Source organism: Croceibacterium atlanticum (assembly GCF_001008165.2).
In the GTDB taxonomy this organism is placed as follows: domain Bacteria; phylum Pseudomonadota; class Alphaproteobacteria; order Sphingomonadales; family Sphingomonadaceae; genus Croceibacterium_C; species Croceibacterium_C atlanticum.
This window is the reverse complement of sequence record NZ_CP011452.2, coordinates 2,802,493-2,829,441: the sequence shown is the minus strand read 5'-3', so window position 1 is coordinate 2,829,441 and position 26,949 is coordinate 2,802,493. Positions and strand designations below refer to the sequence as shown.

Here is a 26,949-nt window from a genome sequence, read left to right as displayed (position 1 = left end):
ACCTCTCAAGTGACTCTACCCCGATTTCGGTATCCTCGCTTGCGGCTAATGTACTGAAAAATTGGTGACTTGCTGTCGTTCTGGCGAAGTCGGAGCCTGCATCCCGGCCCTGTGCCCCTTAGGTTGGGAGACCGAGGATGTCTGGTAATACATCATGGCAATCGCCCGACACGAACGGTCGATATGAGAACCACGATGACGCTGATTTCGCGCAGGAATTTTTGCGACGAAACCCGGATTACCGCCGGGACTTTTCCAGAACCGAGCAACGCGTTGCATTAGCCCCCGAACTTGCCGTGAAAGAGAGGGAGGGTCTGGCTCGACGGTGGGGCCTTAGTTTTCCCCTGCGATCCGGAAAAATCTCCAATTATGGAACCCGCGCACTGGTCTCCAGGCGTGCTCGGCACGACAATCATCTGCCAAAGACGCACCAGCCTGATTCTTGGAAAGCCACCCTGGAGTAAGGTCAGGACCCACAATTGCAGCTGTACGGATGGGGAACATTCCATCTTACAGATTGGTTCGGCACGATTTCGACTCTGGGTTCAGCGCAACAGTCAATCAGACGCTGCTATCTTCGTCTTGCCCGACGACGGCTTCGTGCTCCTTCGGACCGAAGCAATGCGAGACTTTCTAGTTGCCTTGTGGGGCCGAAAGCGCCGTGCCACCAACCCTCTGATTGCTCCCACCGCATACCAGCGTCAGCGGTTGGCAAGGCTGCTGACCATCCTGGATGCGCGGCTGGCAGGAGCCAGCACCCACGAGATCGCCTTTTCCCAGATCTTTCCGAAAATGCGGCCGTTGAAGGGCGCCACATGGAAAGGTTCGAGCGAGAGACGCCACACGCTGCGCCTTATGGCGGAAGCAAGAAGATTGGCGTCGACCGGCTACAGGCAAATCCTTTCCCACATTCCGCCCCATTGCCGCCTCAGTTGAGGCCGGGGTCGCCCCTCATCTTTTTGAACGGGACAGCCTCACAGCGGCGCCAAGAGGTGACGGATGCTCGGCCTGCAAGCTTGTCACTCCCACCCGACCTCACCGATGCGCCATTCCACTCCGCGAGGGGCGGCAGTTGGCCGCCGCCCTCAGCACCTAGCGGAGATTTCTTATGGACGCCGTTCCAGCCCCAATACGCCCGCGTTACTTGCGCACCCCGGACGCAGCTGTTCACCTGGGTCTGTCGCCCCGCACGCTTGAGAAGCACCGCTGTTTCGGCACCGGACCTGCCTACCACAAGCTGGGTGGGCGGATTGTGTATCGAGTAGACGATCTCGAAGCATGGGCTGAACAGGGATTGCGCCGTTCGACCTCCGATCCTGGCAATGGCGTTGTCCACCCAGCCAAGCGCCTCCCCACTGGTTGCGTGCGACGCTGAGACCCATGGGCGTTGCACAGTCTCCTTCCACCCGCTCCGGCGCCGAACGGACGCAGCTGGAACTGTTCCGTTCGGTTCCCGGCAATCTCACGCCGCGCGATGCGCAGGATCTGATGGCCTGGCCATTTTTCAGTCTGGCCAAGAGCAGGCGCATAGCGCCGATCGATTTCAGTATGGGCAAGACCCGCATATCGGTCGAGGCCGTGCCAGAACATGGCATGGCGACCATTTGGGATGCCGACGTGCTGATCTGGGCGGCAAGCCAGCTCATCGAGGCGCGCGATGCCGGCCGGCCCACTTCGCGTCTCATGATAACGACGCCGCACGAGATATTGGCGTTCACCCGGCGCGGCACCGGCAAGGCAAGCTACGAACGGCTCAAGGCTGCGCTCGACCGGCTGCAATCCACCACTGTAGCAACGTCGATCCGGCAGGAGCATCAGCGTCGCCGTCATCGCTTCTCGTGGATCAACGAATGGCGTGAACTAGCGGACGGCCAGGGCCGGGCGCTCGGGATCGAGTTGATCCTGCCGGACTGGTTCTATGCTGGTGTGCTCGACCGCGCGCTCGTGCTGACGATAGACCGGGCCTATTTCGATTTGACTGGCGGACTGGAGCGCTGGCTTTACCGCATCGTGCGCAAGCATGGCGGGAGGCAGGAAGGCGGTTGGAGCTTCGACATTCCCCACCTTCACATGAAGTCCGGCGTGCTTTCGCCGCTGCGCCGCTTCGCTTTCGAGTTGCGCGCGATCGTCGCCCGCCAGCCTCTACCCGGTTACGTCCTCAAGCTCGAAAAGGCACTTGGCCGTGATCGGCTGAACTTCGCGCCCATCCCGGAGCATCCACTCGACGCCGCCATGCGCCGAATGGGCATCGACGCTGTGGATAACCGGTCATGAGGTTCGGACTATCGGGAACGCCCGGACTCGGACCATCAGGAACGCGATCCTCGGACTATCGGGAACACGAGTGGCCCGCGAGGCCGCAGAAATCCTCGCAGAATCGCACCCCTTCTAACAGTGCTAATAGAATCGAATCCTTCGGATTCTTGCTAACGCAGCTCGCCGCTGTGGACAGATCGCGCGCCGCTTCGCCGGCAAGGCGACTGCTCGACGGCGGCTCAAAGGAGATCGGCAATGAATAACGACGCACCGGGCGGTGCGCGCGGAGGCCGCGCATTGGGCTCGGCACGCAAGCAGCTGACCGAAGTCGAACTGACCTGGATCGAGAAGAAGTTCGAGCACTGGATACGCTTCGGCCGAATTGCGCAGGACCGCATTGTCACGCGCAAGACCCGCGTCGTCGGCTTCCAACCCGGCGCGATCTTCGCCTTCGTCCGCTGGATGGCGAACGACTATGGAACGATCAGTTCGCGCATCGATGTGCTGCGCGCCGTCGCGCACGGCGAAGCCTACACGACCTTGCCGTTCGTGCGGCCCGGAGGAGAGATTCTGCTTCACATCGAGGGCTGGCCGAAGGTCAATCAGGTGTTGTCCGCGATCGACAGTGTGGAGGCCGCCGGTGTCGATCCCTGCGAAGCCGCACCAGATCATTGGCGCCATGTTCACAACCGTATCGCCGCCGGGCAAAGCCCGCGGCCCTATACGATGGAACGTCACCTTGCCTGGCTCAAGCGGCGGGAGATCGAGGGATGACCCGCTTCGGCTATGTCATCGCCACGGTCGTTACCGCGCAGGCGTTTATCGTCTTGTTCGTCACGGTGGCGCTTGCCGATCCGCGTCCGCGCGTCCTCTGGAACGCCAGCGCGAGCGCACCGATCGGTTTCTACCGGATACACGCCGACGACGATCCGCCGTCCGGTGCATTGGTAGCTGTTACCCCGCCGCGGCCATGGGCACGCTGGATAGCCGAGCGCGGCTATCTCCCGGAAGGCGTGCCGCTTCTGAAACATGTCGAGGCAAAAGCGGGGCAGCGTGTTTGCCGCATCGGCAACATGGTCAGTGTCGATCGCCGGCCCGTTGCCGTTGCGCTGGATCGCGACAGCCAAGGCCGCCCGCTGCCGGTCTGGCAGGGGTGTCACAACCTCCGGTCGGGCGAATTTCTGTTCATGAACCCCTCCGTGCCTGACAGCCTGGACGGCCGCTATTTCGGACCGCTTTCGGCCACGACACTGCTGGGCCGCGCGACGCCGATGCTTACCCGCGACACGGCGGACGGACCGCTGATCTGGCGGGGAATCGCGCCATGAAACGCAGGCCATTTGCCACCACTTTGGCAATCGCTTTGCAGATGGTCGGCTTGCCTTCGGCTACGGCAGAACCTGCACACGGCACTCCCGGAGTCCATCCCTACGCAGTGCATGTGGCCGATGCAGCGCGGCGGTTCGGCATTCCCCAGGACTGGATATGGGCAGTCATGCGCATCGAAAGCAACGGTGAGAGGCGCGCTGTTTCGTCCGCCGGAGCGATGGGCCTGATGCAGATCATGCCCGCAACCTGGGCCAACCTGCGCGCGCGTTATCGTCTCGGATCGGACCCGTTCGATCCGCGCGACAACATCATGGCGGGCGCAGCCTATCTGCGCGAGATGCACGACCGCTACGGCAACGCCGCTGCCATGCTGGCCGCCTACAATGCGGGGCCCGGCCGCTATGAACAGTATCTTTCACGCGGTCGTCCGCTGCCACGCGAGACGCGCGCCTATCTCACGAAGCTGACAGCGGTCACGGGTAATTCCGGCTACGCGAAGCTTGCTGCGGCGCCACCGCCCGATCCATTTGCCTGGCGCCGCGCGGGCCTGTTTCCCGCACGGGCAGATGGCATCCCGAATACGGAGGATGCAGTGACGGACGAAGCTTCGGATTCTTCGCCGACCGCGCCACCCGGTGCTGTCGAGCGGCCGGCAAACGGTCTTTTCGTATCGCTTTCAGGGCAATGACGGCTGTTGCCACCTACAGCGCCCAATGGCGTGCTCTCCGCCCCGCTGGAGGGCGGCAGAGCAGTGACAAGTCTATTGAATTGACGAAGCCAAATAAGACGGCAAGATAAAAGCCGCGATGTGCCGAGCCATCTGCAGCCGGTCGTGGCCTTGTTTTACAAGGCTTTGCGGCGTTCCGCCGCGAGGTGCGCGCCCGATGGCGCGATGTGTAGCATGTGCCGCTTTCCGCCGTTTGTGCGGGCTTGCCGCACATCGCAGGCCCGAACATGACCGACGACAGCGATTTCCGTGTCCGGCCAGGCCGCATCCGCACGCGGCGCGGGCAACGCGCACGGCCCGCCATCGCGCAGGCTCTTGCCGCCGCCCAGCGAGCTGGAGGCCTTGGCGCGGGACGCGCGCGATCTTCAGGTGTGGGGTTTTCGACCTTCGGACGCGGGCGTGCGGCGAGCATTCGCGCCGCCCATCGCCTCGGTGGCCGGGCTCGCAACGTCGTAATCAAGGCGCGCGTGGTCCGGCATGGAGGCCGCTCGTCGCTTGGTGCACATCTCGATTACCTGCAACGCGACGGCGTCACCCGTGATGGCGAGCGTGGCATGCTATTCGGGACCGAGGGTGACGAATTCGACCGTAGCGAGTTTGCCGCGCGCTGCGAGGATGACCGGCACCATTTCCGCTTTATCGTCTCGCCCAAAGACGCCGGGCAAATGCGCGACCTCAAGACTTTCACGCGGGAACTGATGACGCAGATGGAACGGGATCTCGGCACCCGTCTCGACTGGCGCGGGGTCGAGCACTGGAACACCGACAACCCCCATGTCCATGTCATCGTTCGCGGCGTCGGCGAGGACGGCCGCGATCTCGTGATTTCGCGTGACTATATCCGCGAGGGAATGCGGGCACAGGCGCGCGAGATCGTCACGCAGGAACTCGGCCTGCGCACCGATCTCGAAATCCGCCAGTCGTTGGAGCGGCAAGTCGATGCCGAACGCTGGACCGATATCGATCACCGATTGGCACGAGAGCGCGACCGCAACGGCATCATCGACACTGCGCCCGAACGGGGAGCGCGGCCCGGTCCGGATCATGCGCTGCGCATCGGCCGCTTGCGCAAGCTCGAAGGGCTCGGCCTCGCCAGCGAGGTGGCGCCCGGTCAGTGGACCATGCGTGGCGATGCCGAAACCGCGCTGCGCGAATTGCAGGCGCGTGGTGACATCATCAAGCGGATGCACCGCGCCATGACAGAGCGGGGCATCGACCGGGGCGTCGGCAGTTATGTGCTTGAACCCGAACCTGGGCAGCCTCTAATGGGCAGGCTGGTCGAGCGTGGGTTGCACGACGAGCTGACCGGCAGGGCCTATGCGATCGTCGACGGCATCGACGGACGCACGCACCATATCCAGCTTCCCGACATCGCCGCAACCGGCGATTGCAGGCCCGGCGCAGTCGTCGAGCTAAGGCACTTCGAGGATCGCAAAGGCCGACAGCGGATGGCACTGGCCGTGCGCTCGGACTTCGACCTGAACGCACAGGTCCGCGCGCCCGGTGCTACCTGGCTCGATCGCCGAAACCTGTCGGGCGATGGACGTGATCTCGGGGGCGGTTTCGGGGCGGAGGTTCGGGTCGCGATGGAAGCACGGGCGGAGCATCTCGCCGACGAGGGCCTGGCGCGGCGGCAGGGGCGACGGATCATCTTCGCCCGCAATCTGCTCGATACGCTCCGGCGGCGGGAACTGGATGCCACCGCTGAGAAACTGTCGGCGGAAATCGGCCTGCCGCATACTCCGTCACAGACCGGCGATTACGTCACGGGCACGGTGCGCCAGCGTCTGAACCTTGGCTCGGGTCGCTTTGCCATGATCGACAATGGGCTCGGATTTCAGCTCGTGCCCTGGTCCCCCTCGCTCGACCGGCAGATGGGCAAGCACATCTCCGGCGTCATGCGTGGCGACGGCGGCGTGGACTGGTCGTTAGGGCGCGGACGGGGGTTGGGAATCTAATGTCACGGCTCGTGGATCATCATACAGCGTGCGGGCCATAATACGCACGATAGGATTCGGCAGGATCGTCAAAAAATCGCAGCCTAACAACTTCGTCAAATTCGCTCGCGAGAGTGCGGGCAAGCGGAAGCAGGATTTGCTTGGCACGGTAATAGTCGTCGAGCGCGATCGGATCGTCGGCCATCTGAGGCGCGTCGATCCTCACAAGCTGATCGCGACCTATGAGAAGCCCTGCCTGACCAAGCGCGTTTTGGCCAGACAGTCGCATTGCCGACGAAATGACCTCTTTCCAGTGCCACAGCCCGCCGAAGTGGACTTGATCATGCGTAAAGAACATCTCGGACTCGCCACAACCGAGTGACAGAATCTGGACCTGGCGACGATCGAGCGCATGGCAGCTCAGCGCATCGACCAAGGCGACCATGACGGGATTGTTCGCCCAGACTCCCCCATCAGCAAAGCGGCGGTCGCCATTCTTATAGACTGAAAAGAAGGTTGGCGCTGCGGAGGTAGCGAGGGCGGCCGTCACCATTTGCTCGCGCCAGTCCAATTTGAAGTCGGGATGGTGAGGCGTCTTGAAGATATGGACTTCGGTGAATCCGTCAAATGCCGGGATGCACAGACGGCAGCCGGCATCGCCGATCGTCTGGTCGCCGAACAGCTTGCGCAGTTCGCGCTCCAGCGGCTCGCGCTCATACTGATAGCGCGTCAGCGAATGGAAGAAGCGAAGACCCGACTTGAGCTTTTTGAAAGGGGGGCGGATCGGTGGAAAAATTGCTTCGCCATGATCGAGGTAAAGCTGGAGAATTTCGCTCGCGCACATACCAGTCGACAGGCCAAGGGCGATGATGCCGCCTGTCGAGGTTCCCGCTATCATGTCGAAATAGTCGCCTGCGGAGCGTCCGCCAAGGTGGCGATTTTCAAACTCGGCCAGAAGAGCGGCGGGAAGGATGCCGCGGATTCCGCCGCCGTCGATCGAAAGAATACGGAAAGGTCTGTCGGCGGGCCAGGGTAATTGCAACCGCTGCTCGGCTAATGTTCCATCAGACCGCCGCGATGGCCTTCTCAGTGGTGATGCCATGTCGTTCCTCTCGCGTCGGGTGCCGACCGCCGCCGCGCCATTTCTTCGTCGCGAGCCACCCTTCATAGAAGAAGAGATAGCGCGAACTCCACGGGACAATCGTCTCGGCCAAAAGATCGCCTGGTGTCCATTCCTGATTATAGGCGTCGAACAGGCAGAGATAAGGCAGAGTCGGCTCGTCGCGGTTCATATAGACATGGGGGACAGGGCCTTCCTCATAGTCCGAATGTCGTTCGAGGACCGGATCGAGGACCTGCACGCGGGGTTGGACCTGGAGCACCGAGAACGCTTCGATCGCGAGTGGCACACGATAGCCGAGCCGAACTGTATAGTAGCGCTGGAGAGGTCGCAGCCGTCCCTGCCAGACCGCGTATCGCTCGGCGCGCTCGATAACCTCGAAGCCGGGCCAGCGTTCGGCCATCGCGGCAATCTGATTCTCGATGCTGATCAGTCCGGGATGCATCCGCCACCCATGTTGGTGCTGGCGCGCGCGGTCGTGCTCGTCGCGGCGCCGAGGATGGCAGGCGCGCCGGTGAGGATACGTCCGGTCGTTCCGAACCGCATCGTGCCGCGTTCGGCTTCGCGCCGGCTTGCGTCAAGGAAGCGCTCCACTGCGAAGCCTGCCGCCGTCTCGCCGAATAGGTCGTCGAGAATAGTCCGCATCTCGGTCAAGTTCGTATTGTCGCTGCGAAGGCGACCAAGCTGTCGCTGCAGATGATCGAGGTCCCGCATATAGACATTCTGCGCGGCGACGTCGCCCGGCCAACGATCGGTGAAAATGTCCTCCGGGAATGAGGGATTGCGCACGACGAGTGTGCCGAACCGCCGAATGTGATCCTGAAGCTGGCCGCTAATGTGCGAGGCGATATTGATGACCTCGTCAACCAGTCCGGAGCGTGCCGGACCGATGTCCAGCGCCATCGCCGCGAGCACTACCGACGGCGGCTTGCGGCCCTCACGAGAACGGTAGCGAACATCGCGGTTGCGCTTCAGCAACTGGAGGGCGACGACACGCGATGATTTCTCCGAAAGGGGAACGCGGCCCGGCAGTGGGTCGGTTTCGGCTTTCGCGACTACCCCGTCCGCGATCTGGCGGCGGGCGTCGAACATCGTTGCGAAAACCGGATCGAACGCGACTTCGCGATTGAAGTGATCGGCGAAGCCCCAGGGGTTGACCGGCTTATGATAGGTTTCGACGCTCTCACGTCGCCAGTGGAACAGATGGCCGGCCTTGAGGGGCGTGTGGGCGAGCCGGGCAATCGGCATAAGATCGACGCGCGTGCCATCTTCATAGGTCACGGTGACGCAGCGGCTGTTGAGGGTGACCCGTCCGTGATATCGGCTGCCTTCGTCCCCATTGATCGCGACGAACAAGGTCGCAAGCACTCCCGAAGGCTCGCTGTACGGCGAAATGTCGAGTTCGATGACGACGTCGACATCGTGCTGATCTTTCGAGACGCGCGATGCGATCGCAGTTCCGGTCGCGAAACTGCCCCCAGGATAGCAGGCGATCACCTTCCCGTGCAGCGGGCTGTCGGGCCGATCCACATGGGCGCAGAGCGCCTGATAATGCTGTTCGGCCTCGTCATGCTTGGTGGGCGAGAGTTGGATGCGGCGCGCGACGTCCATCAGGAGAGCATCGGCGGTCGAAGGCGGCAGGATCGGCGTCTGGTATGTCATTGAAGGGTTTCCCTGGTTCAGCCTTCGGGCGGGAATTCGTCGCGGCCGTGGCTGTCGCGCGCGCGGATTCGACCGTTGCGGCCATGGATAAGAAGTTCGGATTCCTGATTGCGGGCGATCTCGCGACCGCGGGCAATCGCCTCAGCCTGTGTCCGGTGAACAGACGACGCACGCTGGCCTCCGGCCGGCTGGACGGCCCAGCCGCGGGGGTGGGGCGTGATATGTTGGTTACGACTCATGAGCGATTCCTTGTCGGATTGGTCTTACAGGATCGTAAGATATACCGAACGATGCCTTAGGTCAACTGATCGGACGAAAACGTTCGTTTGACCGAACGATTGTTGATTCCTATGGGGGCGTCCGCATGATAGGATGCGGGAAAGGAGATATGCCTATGTCCTTGGCGACGAAGCTTCAAAAACTTCGCACGGCAAAGCGACAGTCGCTTCAGGATGTCGCGGACGCCATTGGCGCATCGAAAGCGCACGTCTGGGAACTGGAGAAGGGCACCGCCAAGAATCCGTCGATCGAGCTCGTCCGAAAGCTCGCCGATCATTTCGGCGTTTCAATTGCCAGCCTTGTTGGAGAGGCACCCGACGAAGGCAGCGACGAAGAACAATTGCTCGTCATGTATCGCGACCTGAAATCGCTCGATGCGAAGGAGCGCGAACTGATCGAAGATATCATCAAGGGAATGCAGAAGCGCCGAACCGGGGGGTAAGATGGAGATTGACCGGATCGAACTCGCGGACTGCGGTTCGCCGGAGAAGATCATCGCTGAAATCATGCGGCAAGTCCCCGATATGCCGATCCCGGTGCCGATAGAGGAATTGGCCGAGGCGGTCGGCATCACCGATATCCATCGGCTGGACACAGCCAGCTTCGAAGGTGGACTGGTTACACAGCCCGAACGCGCGAGCGGCGTCATTCTGGTCAACAGCAAGGGCTCGGTGCAACGCCAGCGCTTCACTATCGGGCACGAACTCGGACATTACCTTATTATCGCCCACCAGCCCGCGCGCGCCGGCCAGTTCACATGCTCGAAATCCGATATGGCGATCCGCGTGGCGGATCGCGACAATCGTGCGCGGCGGATGGAAATGGAGGCCAATCGGTTCAGCGCGGGCATCCTGATGCCGCTCGCGCGCTTCAAGCCCGACATGCGCAATCTGGGGACACCGGCGCTGGAGCATGTGTTCGCGCTGGCCACGCGCTACAATATGAGCAAGGAAGCGACCGCTCTCCAATATGTGCTGCATCATGATGACGTTTGCGCGGTCATCGTCTCCAAGGATGGCATCGTCCGTCGAATCTACAAGCCCAACCGTTTCCCATTCATAGATGTTCGGATCGGGGCGGATTTGCCTACGCCTTCCCTGGCCGCGCGCTTGGCTAATAGTCAGCAATCCGATTGGGATGACGTGAACGCTGGCGTGTGGTTGGCCCTTGCGGCAGAAGGCTGTCCCCCATCCCTGCAGGAACAAGCCTATCGGCTGAGCGGTGGATGGATGATGACGCTGCTTGTTCATACCGATCAGGACGAGGAGGAAGACGGCGAAGGAGGAATTCCTGATGCCTATGACGTGTGGGAAAACCCACGCTTTCCGTCTCGAAGCCGGCGCCGGTGAATGAAACAAGAACCGAAGCACTAGCACCACTACCTTCAATCGGGTGGCAAGCGGCTGCCTTCATCCTTCTCGACGAATAGGTGTTTACGCCATTCCCTGTCTTTCTTCGCCACGCTGCGCCGGACGCGAATAGGACTTGAATCGGCTCATTCCCGACTTCTCCTTCGTCTGGAAGGAGCTCGCATGTCCGCGACCAAAATCCTCTGGGGCCAGATCATTGCCGTCTTCCTGATCGTGCTCATCACGGTCTGGAGCGCAACCCAATGGACGGCGGCTGCGCTGGCCTGGCAACCCGAACTTGGCGCGCCCTGGTTCATGGCATTCGGATGGCCGGTCTATCCACCCTATGCCTTCTTCTGGTGGTGGTTCGCCTATGACGCCTACGCGCCGGAGATATTTCAGACCGGCGCCATCATTGCCGCGTCGGGCGGGTTCGCCGCGATCATAGTAGCGATTGGCATGTCGGTCTGGCGCGCCCGCGAGCTTGAGAACGCCGAGACCTATGGTTCGGCACGCTGGGCGGACGAGAGGGAAATCCGCAAGGCCGGTCTGCTCGGCGACGACGGCGTGGTGCTGGGTGCGTTCGGCGGTGCCTATCTGCGCCATGACGGACCGGAGCATGTCCTGTGCTATGCCCCGACCCGTAGCGGCAAGGGCGTCGGCCTCGTCGTGCCCTCGCTGCTGACATGGCCAGGCTCCGCCATCGTCCACGACATCAAGGGGGAGAACTGGCAGCTTACTGCTGGCTTTCGCGCGTGCCACGGTCGCGTGCTTTTGTTCGATCCGACCAATGCGCTGTCGGCGGCCTACAATCCGCTGCTGGAAGTACGACGTGGCCGGTGGGAAGTGCGCGACGTGCAGAATGTCGCCGACGTGCTGGTCGATCCCGAAGGCTCGCTCGAACGCCGCAACCATTGGGAGAAAACCTCCCACTCGCTGCTGGTCGGCGCGATCCTCCATGTCCTCTATGCCGAACCCGACAAGACGCTGGCCGGGGTCGCCGCGTTCCTGTCCGACCCGGCGCGGCCAATCGAGACGACGCTCGACCGGATGATGGCAACCCCGCACCTGGGCAAGGCCGGTGTTCATCCCGTCGTCGCCAGCGCCGCGCGCGAGCTGCTCAACAAATCAGCGAACGAGAGGTCGGGCGTTCTCTCGACTGCCATGTCCTTCCTTGGCCTCTATCGCGATCCGGTGGTCGCCGAGGTTACGCGGACCTGTCAGTGGCGCATTGCCGACATTGTCGAAGGCCCGGCGCCGGCAACGCTCTATCTGGTGATCCCGCCCTCCGACATCTCGCGTACCAGACCGCTCATCCGCCTGATGCTCAACCAGATCGGCCGGCGCCTGACAGAAGAACTGGAAAGCGGTGCGAAGCGCCATCGCCTGCTGCTGATGCTCGATGAGTTTCCTGCGCTGGGCCGGCTCGACTTCTTCGAGTCCGCGCTGGCGTTCATGGCCGGCTACGGCATCAAGGGGTTCCTGATCGCCCAATCGCTCAACCAGATCGAGAAGGCATATGGCCAGAACAACGCGATCCTCGACAATTGTCATATCAGGGTGAGCTTTGCGACCAATGACGAGCGCACCGGAAAGCGGGTGTCCGATGCGCTCGGCACCGCCACCGAAATGCGGGCGATGAAGAACTATGCCGGGCACCGCCTGTCGCCCTGGCTCGGGCACCTGATGGTCTCGCGTTCGGAGACCGCGCGCCAGCTCATGACCCAGGGCGAAGTCATGCACCTGCCGCCCAACGAGGAGATCGTCATGGTCTCCGGTGTTCATCCTATCCGCGCGAAGAAGGCGACCTATTACACCGACACCCGTCTGGCTTCGCGGATCATGACGCCGCCCGATCCCGCCTTATGGACCAAGCGCGAAGTTCGCCCTGACGACTGGCGGGACATGCCGACTATCGCGCCCGATGCCACGATGATGCGAGTGCTGGCCGAACACCGTGCGAAGGCGGAAGGACCAGGGGAAGGTGACGATGAGGGCAATGCGCCGAAGGCGGGCAAGACTGATGCGACCGGAGAGAGCGAGGTGGCAGCCGACGTTCGCCGGGAGCCCGAACAGGAGCGCCATATCGACATCGCGCCGAAGGCCCGGTCCGTGCCAGCCAACGAATTCGATCCCGACGAACCGGAAGCAGATGCGGACGCGATCCGCAATCGGGCTGTCCTGCGCGAGCAGGCGATGAACGCGCGCCGCGCGACAATGGATCGCGATGACGGGATCGAGCTATGAGCAAGGCACGGCTTTCCGTTTATCTCGACCATGACATCATGCAGGCGCTCGCAATCTGGGCCGACCGGCGCGGGCAATCACGATCGCTGATTGCCGAGGCCGCCATCGCGTCCTTCCTGTCCCCCGATGGTGATGAGCGGCGCGAGGCGGCGATGGCGAAGCGCATCGACCGGCTCGACCGCAAGGTGGCACGGCTCGAACGCGATCTCGGTATCGGCGTCGAGATGATCGCGCTTTTCGTGCGCTTCTGGCTGACATCGACGCCGCCACCGCCGGAAAGCGAACGCGCCGCGCTGCGCCGTTTGGGCGGTGATCGCTACGATGCCTTCATTGAAGCGCTGGGACGCAGGCTCGCCAGCGAAGCGAGGGTCAGGCAGGAGATCAGTGAGGATAAGCTGGCATCGCCGGAATAGTCGGTGCCCTTTCAAGAAGTTTCGGCCGTCCTGATGTAACTAGCTTTCCTGTCGGACACGGACCACGTCCAAAAAGCTGGTCACGTCCATGAGCCATGCTTGCTGTGTCAGACGGTAGGTGTTGTGCAAACGCTGCGGTACGACAAGCTGGAGGCGCTTCGCCTGCATCTCGTCAGTCTGGTTCTCGGATATACCCGGTTCGAGAGTCAGGAGATGCTTTTCCTCGATCCGCACAGCTTCCGAAAGCACCTGACGCCAGCGGTCCTTGAGCGTCGACTTGGCGCCCAGCATGGTCAGGCGTGCAGCGGGAAAATCCGGATCGCGATATTCCTCCTGACCGGGAAAGAGGAAATCAGGCTTGTTGCGGTTCTCGGTTTCGGCGCCACGCACATAGCAAATGCCCTGCGCTCCGAATACGGCTTCCAGATGGTTCTCCAGTGCCTGTCCGGCTCGCGCCTTACGCCGGTTCTGGACGCTTAGCGAGAAGGAAAGAAAACCATCGACATCGGCACCGTCGGGCGCGCGAAAGCCGTCGCCGATCCGCGCCGTAACAATGCGCCGTTCGAGGCGGCGGAAAAGCTGTTCCTCCCGGTCCATCCAGTCAATGAGGGCTCGGTCCGGATCATCGGCAGCTGATACGCCCGGCAGGGAGGAACGAGCCAGTTCCGAGAAAATCCGGGTTGTCGGAAAGACCAGCCCGAATTGCTCGATCAGGCTGTCAAGCTGATCCGCTTCCGGTTCGTCCGGCTCTATCCCAAGCTCATCGAGAATATAGCGTGCTGCGAAATCGAGTTCGGCGTTGTGCTTCCCTTCAATCTCCTGGAAGGTGAAACCGAATTCGGGCTGCTCCTCGATGCCGAAGAGCCAGACAAGCTGGTTCTGGATGGTGTCTGCCGGCGTGATGACGACAAGGATCGATCCGTCCCGTTGCAGCGCAAGAAACAGCATATCTGCCGGCTGCATCAATTCGGTAACGGCGTTGCCGGAATAATAGAGATGGTACTCCGGCGCGCGGGGCTTGCCCTTGCGGACATTTGACCAGCTCATGAAGCCGTCTTCGGTTACGGCTTCCTGCTCGCCGGAAATCCAGATGAAACGGGTTGGAATGCCGCGCCGGTCGTCCTCGCCCATCAGACGCCGGAGTGGCCGCGTACCCTGAAATTCATGCTGGTTCGACTTTTCGGTGATCGTTTCGACCAGCGTCAGCTTCTTGGCCACGACGCCGGTAAACAGGTCCGACAACATCCCCCGGCGCATTTATCCTCCCCTGATCTCGATTCTCTGCCTGTCCGACCTCAACCAGTCTGCACAGGCAGAGATCACTTCTTCAAGCGGCAAACGGGTTCGGCCCTTCAGGGCACATTCCCAGACAATTGCCTGTCGCCAGCCAGCGTCAGCCAGTGCGGCATCCGTGCGCTGGTCAACCTCACGATTGCGACCGATCTTGGTTCGCCAGAATTCGGGCCGGGTCGCGGGCCATTTGAACAGATGACAGTCATGACCGTGCCAGAAGCAGCCATGTGCAAAAATAACGGCGTGGTAGCGGGGCAGAACGATATCAGGTTTTCCCGGCAAGGACCGGTCGTGGAGCCGAAAACGGAAACCCTGTGCATGCAGTCCCTTGCGCAGAAGCAATTCGGGCCTGGTGTTCGTGCTCCGGATTCCTGCCATCATCCGGCTGCGCACCTCGGCCGGAACGATGTCAGCCATTCGCTACAGCGGGTTCCCGGTCGGGACGGGTTACTGTGACAGGAGCAGTGATCGGATGAGTACTGGCTGTCGAAAGCGCCGCTTCGATATGCGGCTTCATCGCTTCGGCAATGAACTCGACGACCGGCACCACCACAGCATTGCCGAACTGACGATAGGCCTGGGTATCAGACACCGGGATCTTCCAGCGGCGATCACCCCGGTCGAAACCCATAAGTCGCGCGCATTCAAGCGGGGTCAGTCGCCGGGGACGCTTGCCTGGCTGGGCAACCAGCACTTCGGAACCATCCTTGTAATAACGTGCCGACAGGGTCCGTGTCACATCGTCAGGTCCGAACAGGCTGTAGCCGAAGCCATTGCCCTTCGCGTTATGCTTTTTTTTGTAGGCCTGCAGATACTCCCAGAGCCGCTCGGTCAGGGTGTATTTGGGATCTACTTCATCGTGTGGCTGGAGAATGCTGCCGAGCTTCGGACCACCTTCCGGCAGCTTCAAGCCCTTCAGATCGAAGGCGGTTGGCTCACGAAAGCCGACAATGAAGATGCGCTCCCGCTTCTGCGGCACCCAATGCTCGGAACTGATCACGCGCGTCTGCACATGATATCCCAACTCGTTTTCCAGGACGTTCATGATAGTGGCAAAGGTGCGCCCCTTGTCGTGGCTTTCGAGATTCTTGACATTTTCCAGCACGAATGCCGCCGGGCGGTGATGGGCGATGATCTGGGCCGTATCGAAGAACAGCGTCCCCTGCGTGTCGCAAAGGAAGCCGTGCGGGCGTCCGAGCGCATTCTTTTTTGAGACCCCGGCAATGGAGAACGGCTGGCAGGGGAATCCGGCGAGCAGGACATCATGTTCGGGGATACGATCGGGTTCCTCCGCATATTCGCGGATGTCGCCGGCAAGAGGGTGATTATCGCGAAAATTCTGTGCGTATGTCTTTTGCGCGTTTGCATCCCATTCCGATGTGAACGTGCAATGCCCGCCAATTCCCTGAAAGCCAATCCGCAGCCCGCCAATTCCAGCGAACAGATCGATAAAGCGAAATGAAACAGGACGGGGAGGCCCGGCGGTTTTTCTCGCCGCTTCTTTCAGGACGCGCAATGCCAGCTGTGACGGGCGACCGGTACCATTGGCATAGCGGGCAATCGTGCGGTCTGATACGGACAGCAGCGATGCTGCTTCGGAAGGCGTCAGCCCTGCGCGATCGCAGAGCTGGTTGAATTCATTCTGTCGCACCGCCGATTTTCGCATGTCCCGCCCTCACTGTGTCGATTTTCGCCACATTGGCAGGAAGATTCCCGGAGATCAAGTTTGTTCTTGCCATGTTCCAGTTTTATACCCTGTCCTCTCCATAGCGCCACCGGCTTTCTTTCGGAGTATCCCGCTCAGGGGCCAAACTGATTTCGCCGGCTTCAACGGACCGCCTACGCCATTCCCTGTCTTTCTTCGCCAGCCTGCGACGCACGTATTTTCCTGTTGTGTCCTTCCGCTTTGCGGCTTTCTTGATGAGCCCCTGACGCCGGGCGGCGGTTCGCCCGGCAGACAAGCAGGGGTCCACCTTGACCGTCCATCCGATCCGTTCCGAGGCAAGTTCACGCGGCGCGCGCATGCTGCGCACGGCGCTGGGGCCGTCGATCGCGGCGTGGCTCGATGATCCCGCCGTCATCGAGGTGATGCTAAACCCCGACGGCAGGCTATGGGTCGACCGGCTTGGCGAAGGCATCAGCGATACCGGCATGACGCTCAGCGCCGCCGATGGCGAACGCATCGTCCGCCTCGTGGCCCACCATGTCGGCGTCGAAGTCCATGCGCGGTGCCCGCGCGTCTCAGCCGAGCTGCCCGAGGGCGGCGAACGCTTCGAGGGTCTGTTGCCGCCTGTCGTCGCCGCGCCGGCTTTCGCGATCCGCAAACCCGCTGTCGCGGTGTTCACGCTCGACGATTATGCTCGCACTGGAATTATGTCGGCGGCCGAAGCTACGGTGCTGCGCGACGGCGTTGCCGCCCGCGCCAACATTCTCGTCGCCGGCGGGACGGGCAGTGGCAAGACCACGCTGGTCAATGCGCTGCTTGCCGAGGTGGCAAAGACCGCCGACCGCATCGTCCTGATCGAGGACACGCGCGAACTGCAATGCGCCGCGCCCAACCTGGTTGCCATGCGCACCAAGGATGGCGTCGTCTCACTGTCCGATCTTGTCCGGTCCAGCCTGCGGCTGCGCCCTGATCGCATACCCATCGGCGAGGTACGGGGCGCCGAAGCGCTCGATCTCCTCAAAGCCTGGGGCACCGGCCATCCCGGCGGGATCGGCACGATCCATGCCGGAACCGCACTCGGTGCGCTCCGCCGCATGGAGCAACTCATTCAGGAAGCCGTGGTCACGGTTCCGCGCGCGCTGCTGGCCGAGACCATCGACCTGATCGCCGTGCTCGTGCGTGACGGGCACGGACGCCGACTTGCGGAGCTGGCTCGCGTCGAAGGGCTTGATTCTTCCACGGGCGATTACCGCCTCACTTCGCTTTCCCAGCCCACATCAGGAGACCTGCCATGATCCATGCCATCCGGCATGGCGCCCGCCGCGCCATGCTTGCCGTCACCGCCAGCGTGATCGCGCTGTCCCTGTCGTCGCCTGCTTGGGCCGGCGGCTCGTCGATGCCGTGGGAAGCGCCACTGCAAAGTATCCTCGAATCGATCGAGGGTCCGGTCGCCAAGATCATCGCGGTCATCATTATCATCATCACCGGCCTGACCCTGGCCTTCGGCGATATGTCGGGAGGCTTTCGCCGGCTGATCCAGATCGTGTTCGGGATCAGCATCGCGTTCGCCGCCAGTTCCTTCTTCCTGTCGTTCTTCAGCTTCGGCGGCGGAGCACTGGTCTGATGGAGGTGGCCGAACCCATTTCCGGATATTTGGCGCCGTTGCATCGTGCGCTGACTGAGCCGATCCTGCTCGGCGGCGCGCCGCGCTCGCTCGCGATCCTGAACGGCACGCTGGCTGGAGCCATCGGGCTTGGCCTGCGCCTGTGGGTCGCAGGCCTTGCTATCTGGGCCATCGGCCATGCGCTGTCGGTATGGGCCGCGCGGCGTGATCCGCAATTCGTGGACGTGGCCCGGCGGCATCTCAGATATCCGACATGGATGCGGCCATGATGTCCCTGCGCGAATATAGAAGCGGCGCCGCGCATCTCGCCGACTTCCTGCCCTGGGCGGCTTTGGTGGAGACAGGCGTCGTTCTCAACAAGGACGGATCGTTCCAGCGCACGGCACGCTTTCGCGGTCCCGATCTCGACAGCGCGACACCCGCTGAACTGGTCGCCACCACAGCCCGACTCAACAATGCGTTGCGGCGACTCGGTTCGGGCTGGGCGATCTTCGTCGAGGCGCAGCGGGTGCCCGCGCTTGATTATCCTGACTGCGATTTTCCCGATCCGGTCTCGGCTCTGGTCGACAGGGAGCGGCGTGAACAGTTCCAGGAAGAGTGCAGCCATTTCGAGAGCCGTTATTATCTGACCCTGTTGTGGATGCCGCCGGCCGAAGATGCGGCCAGGGCTGAAGGCTGGCTCTACGAGGGCCGGTCGAACTCCGGCGTCGATCCCTGGGAACTGCTGGGGAGCTTCACCGACCGCAGCGACCGCGTGCTGAACCTGGTCGAAGGTTTCATGCCCGAGGTCCGCTGGCTCGACGATGCTGAAACCCTGACCTACCTGCACAGCACGATCTCGACCCGGCGCCAGCGCGTGCGCGTTCCCGAGACGCCGATGCATCTCGATGCACTGCTGGCCGACGAGGCGCTGACTGGCGGGCTGGAGCCGAAGCTGGGCGAGCATCATCTGCGCACGCTCACCGTTACCGGCTTTCCGAGCGCGACCTTTCCCGGCCTGCTCGACGAACTCAACCGCCTCGCCTTCGAGTATCGCTGGTCCACCCGCGCGATCATGCTCGACAAGACCGATGCGACGAAATTGCTCACGAAGATCAGGCGGCAATGGTTCGCCAAGCGCAAATCGGTTGCCGCGATCCTGAAAGAGGTGATGACCAACGAGGCTTCGACGCTGCTCGACAGCGATGCCTCGAACAAGGCCGCCGACGCCGATACCGCCTTGCAGGAGCTGGGCGCCGACTATGCCGGCATGGCCTATGTCACGGCGACCGTGACAGTGTGGGACCGCGATCCCGCCATCGCGGCGGAGAAGCTGCGGCTGGTCGAGAAGGTCATACAGGGCCGCGACTTCACTTGTCTTGCCGAGGGCATGAACGCGATCGAGGCATGGCTGGGAAGCCTGCCCGGCCACACTTACGCCAACGTGCGGCAACCGCCTATCTCCACGCTCAATCTCGCCCACCTGATCCCCCTGTCAGCGGTATGGGCGGGGCCGGAACGGGACGAGCACTTCGGGTCGCCCCCCTTGCTCTACGGCAGGACCGAAGGCTCGACCCCGTTCCGGTTTTCTCTTCATGTCGGCGATGTTGGCCACACGCTGATCGTCGGCCCGACCGGCGCGGGCAAGTCGGTACTGCTGGCGCTGATGGCAATGCAGTTCCGGCGCTACGAGAACGCCCAGGTCTTCGCCTTCGACTTCGGCGGCAGCATTCGTGCCGCCGCGCTCGGAATGGGCGGCGACTGGCAGGATCTCGGCGGCGGTCTGTCCAACGACGATGATGGCGGCGTGCAGTTGCAGCCGCTTGGCAAGATCGACTTGTCCGAAGAGCGCGCCTGGGCGGCCGAATGGCTCGCTGCTATATTCGCCAGTGAAGGTGTTGCTGTCGATCCGCAGGCCAAGGAGCATATCTGGTCGGCGCTGACCTCGCTTGCGAGCGCGCCTATGTCGGAGCGCACCCTGACCGGCTTGGCCGTCCTGCTCCAGAGCCAGCGGCTCAAGCAGGCGCTGGCACCCTATTGCATCGGCGGGCCGTGGGGCCGGTTGCTCGATGCCGAAGCCGAACGGCTTGGCGTGGCGTCGGTCCAGGCCTTCGAGACCGAAGGGCTGGTCGGCGCGGGCTCGGCCGCCGCCGTGCTGTCCTACCTTTTCCACCGGATCGAGGGCCGGCTCGACGGCTCCCCGACGCTCATCATCATCGACGAGGGGTGGCTGGTGCTCGACAGCCCGGACTTCGCAGCACAGCTGCGCGAATGGTTGAAGACGCTGCGCAAGAAAAACGCCTCCGTCGTCTTTGCAACCCAGAGTCTCGCCGACATCGAGACGAGCAGCATTGCGCCGGCCATCATCGAGTCCTGCCCGACGCGCATCTTCCTGCCGAACGAGCGTGCAGCCGAACCGCAGATCGCGGCCATCTACGAGCGGTTCGGGCTCAATGCCCGCCAGATTGAAATCCTCAGCCGGGCGACCCCGAAGCGGGATTACTATTGTCAGAGCCGGCGGGGGAACCGCCTGTTTGAACTGGGCTTGGGCGAAGTGGCGCTGGCCTTCGCAGCGGCGTCTTCAAAGACTGACCAACTCACCATTACCGACATCATCGAAAAGCATGGGCCATCGGCTTTCGCCGCCGAATGGTTGCGTCATCGCGGCTGTGCCTGGGCTGTCGAATTGCTGCCCAAGGCTTCTGTCTCCGAGAACCCCCTTTCCCTCACACCAGATATGGAGATTGAAACATGAAGCTGCCCTATGTGCGCCCTGCCCTTATGGCCGGTGTTCTTGCCACCACGAGCATCGTTGGCCTTGCCTTTGTGAGCCCGGCTCACGCACAGTTTGGCGGGATCGTCTATGATCCGACCAATTACGCGCAGAACCTGCTGACCGCCGCCCGGTCGCTCGAACAGATCAACAATCAGATCCGGCAAATCCAGAACCAGGCGGCCAGCCTCGTCAACGAGGCCCGCAATCTCGCTTCGCTGCCATTCAGCTCGCTTCAGACCTTGCAAGATCAGGTTCGCGAGACGCAGCGGCTGCTCGGCGAAGCCCAGCGAATCGCCTATGATGTGCAGCAGATCGACCAGGCGTTCACCGATCGTTACAAGGGATCGGCGCTTACCGGCAGCAACGCGCAGATGATCGCCAATGCCAATGCGCGCTGGGAAGACAGCGTCGGCGCCTTTCAGGATTCGCTCAAGGTGCAGGCCGGTGTCGTCGGTAATATCGACGGCGCCCGCACCACCATGGACGATCTGGTCTCGGCAAGCCAGTCGGCGACAGGCGCGCTGCAGGCCAGCCAGGCGGGCAATCAGCTTCTCGCCCTGCGATCGCAGCAGCTTGCCGATCTGACCGCGCTGGTCGCGGCACAGGGCCGGGCGCAAGCACTCGATTCCGCACGGCAGGCCGCCGAGGAAGCCGAAGGGCGCGAACGTTTCCGCCGCTTCTTCGGGCGCAACTGAGAGGGGCCGGCCGATGTCGCGCAATTCCAGGATCGCGGGCGTCGCGGCGATCGCCGGGATCATGCTGGCCGTGGCGATCGTCGCCTTGCGCGAACCGGGCGACCCGCCGCGCGAAGCGGTTCTGCCTGTCACCGAAGAAAGCGAGCAACAGGAGATGCTGGCGCGCGAACTCGAACGCTGCGCCACGCTCACCATGCCCGATACGGCTTGCGAACATGCCTGGGCGGAAAAGCGCCGACGCTTCTTCGGTAGCGGTGAAGGCGACCGGCGATGAACGATACCGGCGTCATCGACAATTTCCTGGGCGTGTTCACCGGCTATATCGATTCCGGCTTCGGTCTGCTGGGCGGTGAGGTTGCGTTCCTCTCGACCACACTGATCGCCATCGACGTAACGCTTGCCGGTCTGTTCTGGGCCTGGGGCGCGGACGAAGACGTGTTGCAGCGGCTCGTCAGGAAGACGCTCTATATCGGTATCTTCGCCTTCATCATCGGCAATTTCTCTACGCTGGCGACGATCCTGTTCGAAAGCTTCGCGGGGCTGGGCCTCAAGGCGAGTGGCGATGCGCTCAGCCTCGCGGAGTTCATGCAACCAGGTTCCATCGCCGAGACCGGGCTCGACGCCGCCCAGCCCCTGATCGACGCCACCGAGGCGTTCGGCAGCATCTGGTCGGTATTCGCGAACCTCGCCATCATTCTCGTACTGCTGATTGCCTGGCTGATCGTGGTGCTCGCCTTCTTCATCATCGCGGTGCAGGTCTTCATCACCCTTATCGAGTTCAAGCTGGTGACACTCGCCGGCTTTGTTCTCCTGCCCTTCGCCTTTTTCGGCCGCACCGCCTTCATGGCCGAGCGCGTGCTGGGCCATATCGTCTCGACCGGCATCAAGGTGCTGGTGCTTGCGGTCATCACCGGCATCGGCACCACCCTGTTCAGCCAGTTTACCGTCACCATGGGTCCGGAGCCCGATGCAGAGCAGGTCATGGCGATCGCGCTGGCTGCGCTCTCGCTGCTCGGCCTTTCTATCTTCGGTCCCGGTATCGCCAACGGCATCGTCACCGGCGGTCCCCAGCTTGGCGCAGGCGCCGCGGCCGGAACGGCGCTGGCCGCCGGTGGTGCTCTGGTCGGCGGTGCGGCCGCCGCCCGGCTTGGCGCGGGCGCGGCGGCGGGAGCGATCGGCGGTACGGCGAGAGGCGCGGCCTACGCGTCCGGCGCCGCGCGCGGGGCTTATGCCGCCGGCTCATTCGGCAAGAGCGGCAACGCTGCGGTTGCGGGCGGCGCAGCCGGGGCCGGCAAGGCTGCCGCAGGAGCCGTGTTGTCGCCGCTCAGAAAGGCCGCCGGTTCGCTCAAGGAAAGTCATCGCGCCGGCGCTCGCGCGGGTCTGGGCGTAGCCGCCGATCCGGCAGGAAGCGCTGCCTCCTCTTCATCACAGCCTGCATGGGCCGCCGCGATGAAACGCCGTCAGTCGGCCGCTCATGGCGCGACCGTTGCGGCCCATACGCTGAAAGCCGGAGACAGTCATGGCGGAGGTTCCGGTCCCGATATTCGCGAGAAGGAATGATACGATGTTCCGACGCCCATCCATCCGTTACGGACAGATGCCCGAGCCCGTCACACCCTATCAGCGTGCTGCACAGGTATGGGACGACCGTATCGGCTCCGCGCGCGTCCAGGCGCGGAACTGGCGCCTTGCCTTTTTCGGTTGTCTCGTCCTTTCCGGGGGCCTTGCCGGCGGTCTCGTCTGGCAGACCGCGCGCGGTCACATCGTTCCCTGGGTGGTCGAGGTCGACAAGCTGGGCCAGGCCCAGGCAGTAGCACCCGCTACCGCGGACTACCGCCCGACCGATCCGCAGATCGCATTCCAGCTCGCCCGCTTTATCGAACAGGTCCGCAGCATTCCGGCCGATCCGGTGATCGTTCGGCAGAACTGGCTGCGCGCCTATGATTTCACCACCGACAAAGGCGCGATGACCCTCAATGACTATGCCCGCGCCAATGATCCATTGGCCGAGGTCGGCAAGGTGCAGGTCGCAGTCGATATATCGAGCGTCATTCGCGCCTCGGACAACAGCTTCCGCGTCGCATGGACCGAGCGCCGCTATCAGGACGGCAGCCTTGTAAACACCAGCCGTTGGTCGGCCATTCTATCCATAGTCATACAGACCCCGCGCACGCCCGATGCCTTGCGCAGGAATCCGCTCGGCCTGTTCGTCAACGCCATCAACTGGTCGAAGGAACTGGACCAATGATCCAATTACCCGCTCGCAAATCTCTTGCTCTCGCGCTCGTTGCCTCGGCTCTGTCCGCCTGTGCCACCACATCGCCAAGGCTGCCGGAAATCGCGTACGACGATCCGCCGCGCGAGATCGCGGCCATGCCTGCACCGGCGACTCCCCGGCCGGTCGAGGTGGTTGCCATTCCCGAGCCACTACCCTTGCCGGGTCAGTTGAAGCCGGTCGCGGAATCCAGGACGACGCCCGAGCCTGCCGATCCCAGGAAACGTATCGGTGCGGCCAATGACGCCGCGCGTGTGCAACCTGTGCGCGACGGCTTTCTCAATGCCATCCAGCAATATCCCTGGGCGGATGGCGCGCTCTATCAGGTCTACACCGCGCCGGGACAGGTCACGGACATTGCCTTACAGGAAGGCGAGCGGCTTGTCGGACCCGGACCGGTCGCGGCAGGCGATACCGTGCGCTGGATCATCGGCGATACGCTCAGCGGCAATGGCGCGTCCGCTCGCGTGCATATCCTGGTCAAGCCGACACGGCCCGACATTGCCACTAATCTCGTCATCAATACCGACCGGCGCAGCTATCATCTCGAACTGCGCGCTACGCCCGCGACATATATGGCATCGGTCTCCTGGATTTATCCGCAGGACGAGTTGATCGCGTTGCGGAATCGGAACGCAGTGGCGGCATTCGCCGCGCCAGTGGCAACGGGTGTGGACGTGTCCGCACTCAATTTCCGTTATCGCATCGAAGGCGATCGTGTGCCGTGGAAGCCCCTTCGCGCCTTCGATGATGGGCGGCAGGTGTTCATCGAGTTTCCCGCCGGGATCGCGCAAGGCGAAATGCCTCCGCTGTTCGTGACGGGGGCCGCCGGCGATGCCGAGCTGGTCAATTACCGCGTGCGAGGGCGCTATATGGTAGTGGACCGGCTGTTCGCCGCTGCCGAACTGCGCCTCGGCGACAAGCGCACTGAGCGAAGTGTTCGGATCGTGCGCACCGATGACAAGCGCTGGAGGCGGTGATGGCTGACCCCGACGGAACTACCCTTTCCGAACCTGCCGCGCCGGAGCGAACCACGCAATATCCGGGTACCGATCCCCGGCCTTTCCAGCTTCGCGGGCCGACGCCGAGCGTGATGCGCCTGTCGCGAAAGGCGCTGGCGGTACTTGGCATAGTGGCTGGTCTCGGTATCGGCGGGGCGCTTATCTATGCGCTGCAACCGGCGGGCGAGCGTGAAGGGCAAGAGCTCTTCAGCACCGATAGCCGCGCCACGAGCGAGGCCATCACGTCGGGACCTAAGGACTACGGCGACGTGCCCAAGCTCGGCGAGCCGCTTCCCGGCGATCTCGGCGGCCCGATCGTGGCGGCGCGCGAACGCGGCGAGAATGTGCCGGTGCCGCCGGTCGCACAGCCCGATCCGCGCGCCCAAGCGGAAGAGGCGGCGCGCCAACGTGCCGAGCAGGAACGCGATGCGGCGCGGACCAGCACGGTTTTTCTTGGTGGTGGGTCAGCTGGAGCCGCCAGTGTCACGGCCTCACTTCCGGTCTTGCCTGACGTCACGGCACAAGCATCCGCCGATTCAGGGGAAACCGCGTTGCAGGGCGAGCAGGCAGGCAAGCGCGCCTTTCTTGAACGGGCATCCGATCGGCGCACAGTGAGTGCGGAGCGGCTGACTGGACTCGCATCGCCCAACGTCCTTCAGGCCGGCAGCATCATTCCGGCCGCGCTCATCACCGGCATTCGTTCCGACCTCCCCGGCCAGATCACCGCGCAAGTCACGGCGAATGTCTACGACAGCCCTACGGGGCGCATCCTGCTCATTCCGCAGGGCGCGCGGCTGATCGGCGAATACGACAGCGATATTGTCGCCGGGCAGACCCGCGTACTGCTTGCCTGGGATCGCCTCATCATGCCGGATGGCCACTCGATTGTCCTTGAGCGCCAGCCTGGTGCCGATCCGGCCGGGTTTGCCGGATTGCAGGATGGCGTGAACCAGCATTGGAGCAATCTGCTCCGGGCCGCGGCTATTTCGACGCTGCTTGGCATCGGCGCCGAGCTGGGCGCGGATAGCGATGACGATCTGACCCGCGCGCTGCGTCGGGGATCACAAGACACTATCAATCAGACAGGTCAGCGGATCGTCGACCGGCAGTTAAACGTGCAACCCACGCTCACCATTCGGCCCGGGCATCCCTTACGCGTAGTATTGACCCGCGACATCATATTCGAGGAACATTCATGACGCGGTTGAAGCTATCCGACATTATCGACGATAAGCCGGTCAAGATCACCATCGAAATTCCAGTACGGCTCCATCGAGAGTTGACCACATATGCCGTTGTACTCAATGGTGGTGACGCCAAGAACGCACCTAGTCCTGACAAGCTTATTCCCCCGATGATCGAGAGATTTATATCTTCTGATAGAGCCTTCGCGAAAGCGCGCCGGTCCGTTCAGGAGGTCGAGAACGAAGGATAACGTTTGTCGACTAACCTGAAGAGACGAGCTAGCACGGGATTATCGTTGTCTTCTGACCACCATGCGGCGAAATCGAGATGCGCTGTGCCGGTCGGCTCAGCGATCTCGCAAATGGCAACGTCTGGATGGACCGCAATTGCCGCGCTCTCCGGTATCGCCGTAATGAATTTGCCATATGGGACCAACGAAGCAATCGTTTCTGTGCTGTTGGATTGAACGAGAATGTTGGCTTCAAAACCGTGTGCGGCGAGCCTTTGGCGGATCACTCGCGTAACCGTGGGACCCGTGGAATACTTTGAGAAGGCGAAGATGGCATCGCGAAGATCCGTCCAGAAGACTTTTTCCAAATCGAGAAGATAATGATTTCTTGGCAGGACGAGCATCAGCCTCTCAGACCACAGAGGGCGATGCGCGAGGCCGACAGCTGATATCTGACAAGCATGAATCGCCACATCGATGAGCCGGGACTGCAATGCTGAGAGCATTTGATCTGGCCTGGATTCCTGAATATCAAGTTCCACGCCGGGGCAGTCTTTGAGAATATCACCGAGTACCAGCCTCAAATTGCCACTGCTCAGGGAACATGAGAATCCCATGCTCAATTGACCAGCCAATCCTGACCGGACTGCCTTGGCGGTATCCCTGAGGCCGTCAACGTCGCGTACGATGCGTCTGGCCACTTCGATGAAGGCGCGCCCAGGGTCCGTCAGGACCACGCCCCTTGTCGAGCGCTCGAAGAGCGTGATTCCAAGCCGCCGCTCGAGGACACCGACACGCTTGCTCAATGTCGACTGTTTGACGTTGAGCTTTTTTGCGGCACCTAGAAAGCTAGACGCATCAGCCGCCATCACCGCGAAGCGAAGCTGCCGGATATCGATAGGCATGA

The 26,949-nt window shown here is 62.5% G+C and carries 31 protein-coding genes; 23 read left to right on the top strand and 8 right to left on the bottom strand.

All coding sequences use genetic code 11. The annotated features are described in order from the left end of the window. Window positions 1–137: 137 nt before the first annotated feature. The 8 genes from WYH_RS17190 (at window position 138) to WYH_RS13340 (ending at window position 6,270) form a co-directional block, all read left to right on the top strand. Window positions 138–464, top strand: a complete 327-nt coding sequence (locus tag WYH_RS17190; RefSeq protein WP_221232172.1) for a transcriptional regulator domain-containing protein — start codon at window positions 138–140, stop codon at window positions 462–464. Then, window positions 370–936, top strand: a complete 567-nt coding sequence (locus WYH_RS17400) for a DUF2285 domain-containing protein (protein WP_082347999.1) — start codon at window positions 370–372, stop codon at window positions 934–936. The genes WYH_RS17190 and WYH_RS17400 overlap by 95 nt, the downstream gene beginning before the upstream one ends. Before the next feature lie 172 nt (window positions 937–1,108). Further along, entirely contained in the window at window positions 1,109–1,375 is a 267-nt protein-coding gene (locus WYH_RS16640; RefSeq protein ID WP_082347998.1) for a helix-turn-helix transcriptional regulator, read from the top strand. Between the two features lie 5 nt (window positions 1,376–1,380). After that, the gene (locus WYH_RS13360) at window positions 1,381–2,274 is read left to right on the top strand and encodes a replication initiator protein A (protein WP_046904223.1); all 894 of its coding nucleotides are present in this window, start codon (window positions 1,381–1,383) and stop codon (window positions 2,272–2,274) included. A 237-nt stretch (window positions 2,275–2,511) separates the two neighbouring features. Next, window positions 2,512–3,030, top strand: coding sequence for a DUF2840 domain-containing protein (locus tag WYH_RS13355; protein WP_046904222.1), 519 nt, complete (start codon window positions 2,512–2,514; stop codon window positions 3,028–3,030). Beyond that, window positions 3,027–3,584, top strand: a complete 558-nt coding sequence (locus WYH_RS13350; RefSeq protein ID WP_046904221.1) for a S26 family signal peptidase — start codon at window positions 3,027–3,029, stop codon at window positions 3,582–3,584. The genes WYH_RS13355 and WYH_RS13350 overlap by 4 nt, the downstream gene beginning before the upstream one ends. 41 nt (window positions 3,585–3,625) lie before the next feature. Further along, complete coding sequence (locus tag WYH_RS13345) at window positions 3,626–4,273, top strand: lytic transglycosylase domain-containing protein (protein WP_244877989.1); 648 nt, start codon at window positions 3,626–3,628, stop codon at window positions 4,271–4,273. Between the two features lie 266 nt (window positions 4,274–4,539). After that, window positions 4,540–6,270: a relaxase/mobilization nuclease domain-containing protein gene (locus WYH_RS13340; protein ID WP_046905183.1), complete on the top strand. Its 1,731-nt coding sequence runs from the start codon at window positions 4,540–4,542 to the stop codon at window positions 6,268–6,270. 19 nt (window positions 6,271–6,289) lie between these two features. Here the strand turns inward: WYH_RS13340 and WYH_RS13335 are convergent, their stop codons facing one another. Genes WYH_RS13335 through WYH_RS16635 form a run of 4 tightly spaced genes read right to left on the bottom strand, consistent with a single transcriptional unit; the run spans window position 6,290 to window position 9,270 of the window. Further along, window positions 6,290–7,351 (bottom strand): CBASS cGAMP-activated phospholipase, encoded by a 1,062-nt coding sequence (locus WYH_RS13335; RefSeq protein WP_156320147.1) that lies wholly within the window; start codon window positions 7,349–7,351, stop codon window positions 6,290–6,292. After that, window positions 7,314–7,814 carry a type II CBASS E2 protein gene (locus WYH_RS13330; RefSeq protein ID WP_046904219.1) on the bottom strand — a complete coding sequence of 167 codons (501 nt, stop codon included), beginning with the start codon at window positions 7,812–7,814 and terminating at the stop codon, window positions 7,314–7,316. Before WYH_RS13330 ends, WYH_RS13335 begins: the two co-directional genes overlap by 38 nt. Continuing rightward, window positions 7,799–9,031, bottom strand: a complete 1,233-nt coding sequence (locus tag WYH_RS13325; protein ID WP_046904218.1) for a nucleotidyltransferase domain-containing protein — start codon at window positions 9,029–9,031, stop codon at window positions 7,799–7,801. Before WYH_RS13325 ends, WYH_RS13330 begins: the two co-directional genes overlap by 16 nt. A gap of 17 nt (window positions 9,032–9,048) precedes the next feature. Next, on the bottom strand, window positions 9,049–9,270 hold the full coding sequence (locus tag WYH_RS16635) for a DUF2188 domain-containing protein (protein WP_082347996.1): 222 nt from the start codon (window positions 9,268–9,270) through the stop codon (window positions 9,049–9,051). A 155-nt stretch (window positions 9,271–9,425) separates the two neighbouring features. Here WYH_RS16635 and WYH_RS13315 point away from each other — a divergent pair, with 155 nt between their 5' ends. The 4 genes from WYH_RS13315 to WYH_RS13300 all read left to right on the top strand — a co-directional run bounded on the left by WYH_RS13315 (window position 9,426) and on the right by WYH_RS13300 (window position 13,319). After that, window positions 9,426–9,752, top strand: coding sequence for a helix-turn-helix domain-containing protein (locus WYH_RS13315; RefSeq protein ID WP_046904216.1), 327 nt, complete (start codon window positions 9,426–9,428; stop codon window positions 9,750–9,752). A 109-nt stretch (window positions 9,753–9,861) separates the two neighbouring features. After that, a complete protein-coding gene (locus tag WYH_RS13310) occupies window positions 9,862–10,659 on the top strand; it encodes an ImmA/IrrE family metallo-endopeptidase (protein ID WP_169780776.1) in 798 nt (265 codons plus the stop codon). Between the two features lie 183 nt (window positions 10,660–10,842). After that, complete coding sequence (locus tag WYH_RS13305; RefSeq protein WP_046904215.1) at window positions 10,843–12,906, top strand: conjugal transfer protein TraG; 2,064 nt, start codon at window positions 10,843–10,845, stop codon at window positions 12,904–12,906. Next, window positions 12,903–13,319: a CopG family transcriptional regulator gene (locus tag WYH_RS13300; protein WP_046904214.1), complete on the top strand. Its 417-nt coding sequence runs from the start codon at window positions 12,903–12,905 to the stop codon at window positions 13,317–13,319. The genes WYH_RS13305 and WYH_RS13300 overlap by 4 nt, the downstream gene beginning before the upstream one ends. A 39-nt stretch (window positions 13,320–13,358) precedes the next feature. On the opposite strand, the gene WYH_RS13295 is transcribed toward WYH_RS13300, so the two are convergent. The 3 genes from WYH_RS13295 to dcm are packed head-to-tail and all read right to left on the bottom strand — an operon-like array spanning window position 13,359 to window position 16,278. Further along, window positions 13,359–14,576 carry a type II restriction endonuclease gene (locus WYH_RS13295; protein ID WP_046904213.1) on the bottom strand — a complete coding sequence of 406 codons (1,218 nt, stop codon included), beginning with the start codon at window positions 14,574–14,576 and terminating at the stop codon, window positions 13,359–13,361. Beyond that, window positions 14,577–15,029, bottom strand: a complete 453-nt coding sequence (locus WYH_RS13290) for a very short patch repair endonuclease (protein ID WP_046904212.1) — start codon at window positions 15,027–15,029, stop codon at window positions 14,577–14,579. Beyond that, window positions 15,022–16,278 carry a DNA (cytosine-5-)-methyltransferase gene (gene dcm, locus WYH_RS13285; protein ID WP_046904211.1) on the bottom strand — a complete coding sequence of 419 codons (1,257 nt, stop codon included), beginning with the start codon at window positions 16,276–16,278 and terminating at the stop codon, window positions 15,022–15,024. The genes WYH_RS13290 and dcm overlap by 8 nt, the downstream gene beginning before the upstream one ends. Window positions 16,279–16,586: 308 nt before the next feature. On the opposite strand from dcm, the gene trbB reads away from it, so the two are divergent. Genes trbB through WYH_RS13230 form a run of 11 tightly spaced genes read left to right on the top strand, consistent with a single transcriptional unit; the run spans window position 16,587 to window position 26,063 of the window. Further along, window positions 16,587–17,573: a P-type conjugative transfer ATPase TrbB gene (trbB, locus tag WYH_RS13280; RefSeq protein ID WP_046904210.1), complete on the top strand. Its 987-nt coding sequence runs from the start codon at window positions 16,587–16,589 to the stop codon at window positions 17,571–17,573. After that, a complete protein-coding gene (locus WYH_RS13275; RefSeq protein WP_046904209.1) occupies window positions 17,570–17,902 on the top strand; it encodes a TrbC/VirB2 family type IV secretion system protein in 333 nt (110 codons plus the stop codon). The genes trbB and WYH_RS13275 overlap by 4 nt, the downstream gene beginning before the upstream one ends. Next, window positions 17,902–18,171, top strand: a complete 270-nt coding sequence (locus tag WYH_RS13270; protein WP_046904208.1) for a VirB3 family type IV secretion system protein — start codon at window positions 17,902–17,904, stop codon at window positions 18,169–18,171. The genes WYH_RS13275 and WYH_RS13270 overlap by 1 nt, the downstream gene beginning before the upstream one ends. Then, the gene (gene trbE / locus WYH_RS13265; RefSeq protein ID WP_046905180.1) at window positions 18,168–20,636 is read left to right on the top strand and encodes a conjugal transfer protein TrbE; all 2,469 of its coding nucleotides are present in this window, start codon (window positions 18,168–18,170) and stop codon (window positions 20,634–20,636) included. Before WYH_RS13270 ends, trbE begins: the two co-directional genes overlap by 4 nt. Continuing rightward, window positions 20,633–21,352 carry a P-type conjugative transfer protein TrbJ gene (gene trbJ, locus WYH_RS13260; RefSeq protein WP_046903668.1) on the top strand — a complete coding sequence of 240 codons (720 nt, stop codon included), beginning with the start codon at window positions 20,633–20,635 and terminating at the stop codon, window positions 21,350–21,352. Before trbE ends, trbJ begins: the two co-directional genes overlap by 4 nt. A 13-nt stretch (window positions 21,353–21,365) precedes the next feature. Next, entirely contained in the window at window positions 21,366–21,626 is a 261-nt protein-coding gene (trbK-alt, locus tag WYH_RS13255) for a putative entry exclusion protein TrbK-alt (protein WP_046904207.1), read from the top strand. Further along, on the top strand, window positions 21,623–22,912 hold the full coding sequence (gene trbL / locus WYH_RS13250) for a P-type conjugative transfer protein TrbL (RefSeq protein WP_046904206.1): 1,290 nt from the start codon (window positions 21,623–21,625) through the stop codon (window positions 22,910–22,912). Before trbK-alt ends, trbL begins: the two co-directional genes overlap by 4 nt. Window positions 22,913–22,916: 4 nt before the next feature. Continuing rightward, window positions 22,917–23,600: a conjugal transfer protein TrbF gene (gene trbF, locus WYH_RS13245; protein ID WP_046904205.1), complete on the top strand. Its 684-nt coding sequence runs from the start codon at window positions 22,917–22,919 to the stop codon at window positions 23,598–23,600. Further along, window positions 23,597–24,607, top strand: a complete 1,011-nt coding sequence (gene trbG / locus WYH_RS13240; RefSeq protein ID WP_046904204.1) for a P-type conjugative transfer protein TrbG — start codon at window positions 23,597–23,599, stop codon at window positions 24,605–24,607. Before trbF ends, trbG begins: the two co-directional genes overlap by 4 nt. Next, a complete protein-coding gene (locus tag WYH_RS13235) occupies window positions 24,607–25,827 on the top strand; it encodes a TraB/TrbI/VirB10 family type IV secretion system protein (protein WP_046904203.1) in 1,221 nt (406 codons plus the stop codon). Before trbG ends, WYH_RS13235 begins: the two co-directional genes overlap by 1 nt. Next, window positions 25,824–26,063: a DUF2274 domain-containing protein gene (locus tag WYH_RS13230; RefSeq protein ID WP_046904202.1), complete on the top strand. Its 240-nt coding sequence runs from the start codon at window positions 25,824–25,826 to the stop codon at window positions 26,061–26,063. Before WYH_RS13235 ends, WYH_RS13230 begins: the two co-directional genes overlap by 4 nt. Here the strand turns inward: WYH_RS13230 and WYH_RS13225 are convergent. After that, on the bottom strand, window positions 26,039–26,947 hold the full coding sequence (locus WYH_RS13225) for a LysR family transcriptional regulator (protein ID WP_046904201.1): 909 nt from the start codon (window positions 26,945–26,947) through the stop codon (window positions 26,039–26,041). The genes WYH_RS13230 and WYH_RS13225 overlap by 25 nt on opposite strands. Window positions 26,948–26,949 lie beyond the last annotated feature (2 nt).

Bases quoted from the DNA above. Each gene is read 5' to 3' on its own strand.
- WYH_RS17190 (WP_221232172.1), top strand. From the start codon at position 138: ATGTCTGGTAATACATCATGGCAATCGCCCGACACGAACGGTCGATAT.
- WYH_RS17400 (WP_082347999.1), top strand. From the start codon at position 370: ATGGAACCCGCGCACTGGTCTCCAGGCGTGCTCGGCACGACAATCATC.
- WYH_RS16640 (WP_082347998.1), top strand. From the start codon at position 1,109: ATGGACGCCGTTCCAGCCCCAATACGCCCGCGTTACTTGCGCACCCCG.
- WYH_RS13360 (WP_046904223.1), top strand. From the start codon at position 1,381: ATGGGCGTTGCACAGTCTCCTTCCACCCGCTCCGGCGCCGAACGGACG.
- WYH_RS13355 (WP_046904222.1), top strand. From the start codon at position 2,512: ATGAATAACGACGCACCGGGCGGTGCGCGCGGAGGCCGCGCATTGGGC.
- WYH_RS13350 (WP_046904221.1), top strand. From the start codon at position 3,027: ATGACCCGCTTCGGCTATGTCATCGCCACGGTCGTTACCGCGCAGGCG.
- WYH_RS13345 (WP_244877989.1), top strand. From the start codon at position 3,626: ATGGTCGGCTTGCCTTCGGCTACGGCAGAACCTGCACACGGCACTCCC.
- WYH_RS13340 (WP_046905183.1), top strand. From the start codon at position 4,540: ATGACCGACGACAGCGATTTCCGTGTCCGGCCAGGCCGCATCCGCACG.
- WYH_RS13335 (WP_156320147.1), bottom strand. From the start codon at position 7,351: ATGGCATCACCACTGAGAAGGCCATCGCGGCGGTCTGATGGAACATTA.
- WYH_RS13330 (WP_046904219.1), bottom strand. From the start codon at position 7,814: ATGCATCCCGGACTGATCAGCATCGAGAATCAGATTGCCGCGATGGCC.
- WYH_RS13325 (WP_046904218.1), bottom strand. From the start codon at position 9,031: ATGACATACCAGACGCCGATCCTGCCGCCTTCGACCGCCGATGCTCTC.
- WYH_RS16635 (WP_082347996.1), bottom strand. From the start codon at position 9,270: ATGAGTCGTAACCAACATATCACGCCCCACCCCCGCGGCTGGGCCGTC.
- WYH_RS13315 (WP_046904216.1), top strand. From the start codon at position 9,426: ATGTCCTTGGCGACGAAGCTTCAAAAACTTCGCACGGCAAAGCGACAG.
- WYH_RS13305 (WP_046904215.1), top strand. From the start codon at position 10,843: ATGTCCGCGACCAAAATCCTCTGGGGCCAGATCATTGCCGTCTTCCTG.
- WYH_RS13300 (WP_046904214.1), top strand. From the start codon at position 12,903: ATGAGCAAGGCACGGCTTTCCGTTTATCTCGACCATGACATCATGCAG.
- WYH_RS13295 (WP_046904213.1), bottom strand. From the start codon at position 14,576: ATGCGCCGGGGGATGTTGTCGGACCTGTTTACCGGCGTCGTGGCCAAG.
- WYH_RS13290 (WP_046904212.1), bottom strand. From the start codon at position 15,029: ATGGCTGACATCGTTCCGGCCGAGGTGCGCAGCCGGATGATGGCAGGA.
- dcm (WP_046904211.1), bottom strand. From the start codon at position 16,278: ATGCGAAAATCGGCGGTGCGACAGAATGAATTCAACCAGCTCTGCGAT.
- WYH_RS13275 (WP_046904209.1), top strand. From the start codon at position 17,570: ATGATCCATGCCATCCGGCATGGCGCCCGCCGCGCCATGCTTGCCGTC.
- WYH_RS13270 (WP_046904208.1), top strand. From the start codon at position 17,902: ATGGAGGTGGCCGAACCCATTTCCGGATATTTGGCGCCGTTGCATCGT.
- trbE (WP_046905180.1), top strand. From the start codon at position 18,168: ATGATGTCCCTGCGCGAATATAGAAGCGGCGCCGCGCATCTCGCCGAC.
- trbJ (WP_046903668.1), top strand. From the start codon at position 20,633: ATGAAGCTGCCCTATGTGCGCCCTGCCCTTATGGCCGGTGTTCTTGCC.
- trbK-alt (WP_046904207.1), top strand. From the start codon at position 21,366: ATGTCGCGCAATTCCAGGATCGCGGGCGTCGCGGCGATCGCCGGGATC.
- trbL (WP_046904206.1), top strand. From the start codon at position 21,623: ATGAACGATACCGGCGTCATCGACAATTTCCTGGGCGTGTTCACCGGC.
- trbF (WP_046904205.1), top strand. From the start codon at position 22,917: ATGTTCCGACGCCCATCCATCCGTTACGGACAGATGCCCGAGCCCGTC.
- trbG (WP_046904204.1), top strand. From the start codon at position 23,597: ATGATCCAATTACCCGCTCGCAAATCTCTTGCTCTCGCGCTCGTTGCC.
- WYH_RS13235 (WP_046904203.1), top strand. From the start codon at position 24,607: ATGGCTGACCCCGACGGAACTACCCTTTCCGAACCTGCCGCGCCGGAG.
- WYH_RS13230 (WP_046904202.1), top strand. From the start codon at position 25,824: ATGACGCGGTTGAAGCTATCCGACATTATCGACGATAAGCCGGTCAAG.
- WYH_RS13225 (WP_046904201.1), bottom strand. From the start codon at position 26,947: ATGCCTATCGATATCCGGCAGCTTCGCTTCGCGGTGATGGCGGCTGAT.